The sequence below is a fragment of the Carnobacterium sp. genome (assembly GCF_032094055.1).
Classification (GTDB): domain Bacteria; phylum Bacillota; class Bacilli; order Lactobacillales; family Carnobacteriaceae; genus Carnobacterium_A.
In genome coordinates this window covers 22,600-24,337 of the sequence record NZ_DAMDAK010000026.1, presented here as the reverse complement: position 1 = coordinate 24,337, position 1,738 = coordinate 22,600, and the positions used below count along the sequence as shown (strand labels likewise).

Annotated in this window: 2 protein-coding genes; one reads left to right on the top strand and one right to left on the bottom strand. The window is 37.6% G+C overall.

All coding sequences use genetic code 11. The features are described from left to right. The coding region (locus RT405_RS05840) for a SulP family inorganic anion transporter (protein ID WP_313468354.1) at positions 1–1,275 on the top strand (1,275 nt) is incomplete at its 5' end. Between the two features lie 180 nt (positions 1,276–1,455). Here RT405_RS05840 and RT405_RS05835 read toward each other — a convergent pair. Continuing rightward, positions 1,456–1,738, bottom strand: a 283-nt coding sequence (locus tag RT405_RS05835; RefSeq protein WP_396163351.1) for a hypothetical protein, incomplete at its 5' end; no start/stop codon positions are given.

Below are 1,738 nucleotides of genomic sequence, written 5' to 3'. Positions count from 1 at the left end.
GCGCTGGTTACTTCTTTGACTGGCGGACGTCCCGCAATGGTTTCGGCCGCTGCAGGATCCATGGCACTTGTGATGGTTAATTTGATAAAGAACCATGGGATTCACTATATGGTGGCTGCTACGATTTTAACCGGTATTATCCAGTTAGTATTGGGCTACTTAGGAATCCAGAAGTTAATGAAGTTTATTCCAAAATCAGTGATGTTGGGATTTGTTAATGCGTTGGCATTATTGATTTTCACAGCTCAAATCCAGCAGTTATTAGGCAGCAGTTTACCAGCTTACCTAATGGTTGGATTAACAATTGCGTTAATGTACATCATTCCAAAAGTGATCAAATCTGTTCCGCCAGCTTTGATTGCCATCATTCTGATGACAGCTGCTTCGATTTTCCTGCCTTTGGGAGTCCAAACTGTAGGAGATATGGGTGACATGAGTGGGGGACTTCCACATTTAGCTTTGCCGGCTATTCCTTTAAATTTTGAAACCTTGGCTATCATTTTCCCGACTGCTCTGGCGCTTTCGATCGTAGGGTTGCTTGAATCCCTTTTAACCGCTCCGATAGTAGACGAGATGACGCAAACAACAAGCGATCAGCAACGTGAAGTCAAATCACAAGGCCTGGCAAACATCATTACAGGTTTTTTTGGTGGACCTGCTGGTTGTGCCATGATCGGACAAGCCGTTATTAACGTTAAATCAGGTGGTAGAAAGCGATTGTCTACGTTTACTGCCGGTTTATTCTTATTGTTTCTGATCGTGGTTTTAAAAGGTTTAATGATTCAAATCCCTACTGCTGCACTGATCGGTATTATGATCACTGTTGCGATTGCTACCTTTGACTGGTCTAGTTTTCATTACGTTAAAACGGTGCACATTACCGAAGGAGCTATTATGATTCTGACGGTTGCGATTGTTTTGTATACTCATAATCTAGCCATTGGTGTAGTGACAGGAGTTATCTTAAGCATCATTGCTTTTATCGCAAAGATTTCAACTATCGATGTAGTCAAAGAAGGCACGCGTTTTATGATTCACGGTCAATTATTTTTTGCTTCTACACATGATTTTATGAAAGCTTTTGAAGAACCTTTAGTTGAAAAATTAGTGATCTTAGATTTTACCCATTCGCATATTTGGGACGACACCAGCGTAGAAGCTATTCTAACGGTTGTTAAAAAACTAAAAGCACAAGATGTCGAGGTTCAACTAGAAGGACTGAATACGCAAAGCCATCAATTATTGGAAAAATTAAAAGATTATTTTTCAGATTAATAATGTGTTTGATACAGAAAGATACCATTTTTAAATAGTGAAGCGTAGCGAGAGACAAATTTTTGCTTGTTGTATTACTATTAATTGCGGCGGTTGTTTTTTCAAACACTTTAAAGAATTGGATAAATAGAAAAGAAGCTAAGTACATCTAAAGAGATATAACTTAGCTTCTTTTCTATCTTATTCACCATATTCATATAAAGTAACATTTTCAATATAGTTAATAAATCGTCTTAGTTCTCTAGCTTGCTCATTACTAATTTCTCCAGCTTCGTACATGCGGTGAATTTCAAAGCGTTCTGTATCCATCACTTTGATTCGTAAATTATCTTTCTTTTCTTCTATTGTTTCATCATACCGTCTAGTATTCAGCCTAATTCGTGATAACATTTTTTGGTAATCTAATAACACTAAACGAATGATCGGAGCTCTTTTTTGTTTATTTGCTTGTTTTTCTAGTTCT